This is a genomic window from Lysobacter enzymogenes, assembly GCF_017168095.1.
Classification (GTDB): Bacteria; Pseudomonadota; Gammaproteobacteria; order Xanthomonadales; family Xanthomonadaceae; genus Lysobacter; species Lysobacter enzymogenes_D.
In genome coordinates, this window is record NZ_LXSD01000233.1 from 1 (window position 1) to 1,223 (window position 1,223).

1 protein-coding gene is annotated in these 1,223 nt (G+C 77.4%); it reads right to left on the minus strand.

All coding sequences use genetic code 11. From position 1 onward, the window contains the following. Window positions 1-372: 372 nt before the first annotated feature. A partial coding sequence (locus A7A76_RS06140) for a hypothetical protein (RefSeq protein ID WP_206410359.1) occupies window positions 373-1,223 on the minus strand: 851 nt, incomplete at its 5' end.

Sequence of the window (1,223 nt, forward strand, 5' to 3'; positions counted from 1 at the left end):
GGCGCCTGGGCCACGCCGGCGTCGCCGACCGGCAGCGCTTCGGCGTGGCGGCGGTGGGCATACACCAGCGCGCCGCCGAGCACGGCCAGCGCCGCCGCGGCCGCCATCAGCCGCAGGCTCATGCGCGCACCCGTGCGCGCAGGCTGGCGCGAGTCTTGCGGGTAGGCGGATGGGCAGGCATCGGACATCAAAGGGCGCGACTCGCGGCCGGACGACGAAGGTGCGGGAGACGCGCCGGCCCCGGCGGGGTGGCGCGACGAAGCGTCGATGATATGTCAAGCGCCCGGCCGATGCCCGCCCCGGCCCGGAAAGTGCGACCAATCACAGTTCTCAACTGCCGACGATCCGGCTGCGGCGGACCCGCCGCCGCCGCTATTCGCCGGCGGCGGCAGCGTCCGCACCGGCGCAGGCGACCCCGGCATGGCGCGCATGCGGCCAATATTCCTCGTCGCCGGGCTTTTCCGGACGCGACAGTTCGCCGGCGCTGACCAGGGTCAGGCGGTCGCCGGCGTCGTTGCGGTAGGCGAAGCTGCAAAAGCCCTGGCCGGTGCCGGCGCAGTCCTCGACTTCGGGAAAGCCGGCCGCGACCAGATCGCCGACGAAGCCGGGCTCCTCGCGCGGCGGCGGCGCGGCGCGCCAGCCGTGCGCGAGCAGGCGTTCGCGCGCCTGCGGCAGGGCCACGCCTTCCACCCGCGGCACCGCGGCGCGGCCGCCGCAGTAGCGGTCGGTTTCCGGCAGCGGGACCAGGCGCAGCGCGCCGTCCTCGGCCCGCACCCGCGCGCGCTGCACCGCCCAGTCGAACACGCCCAGCGCCGCGTCGCCGCCGCGCAGCTTGGCGTCCTCGCCGTCGTCGAAGCCCTGCACGCCGCTGTCGGCTTCCTCGGCGCGCGCGCCGGGCTCGACCACTTGCGCCACCGCCCGGCCGTCGCGGAAGAACAGCAGCCGCCCGCCGCCGGCGGTGCAGCCCATCCCGGCCAGCACGCCGGGCGCGGCGGCGACGCCGACCACCCGGTAGCCCTGCCACTCGCGCTCGGCGAACACCTTCCAGCCCTGGGCCACGGCGGTGCGGGCCTCGGCGGACTTGGGCTCGACCGCGCAGTCGCTCGCGGTCTCGGCGCTGTCCTCCTGCGGCGGCGCGGGCAGCGCGCTCAACGGTTCCAGGCGCAGGCCGGCGAGGTCGGCGGGCTGCGCGCCCGGCGCGGCGGAGGGCGCCGGTCCGGCGA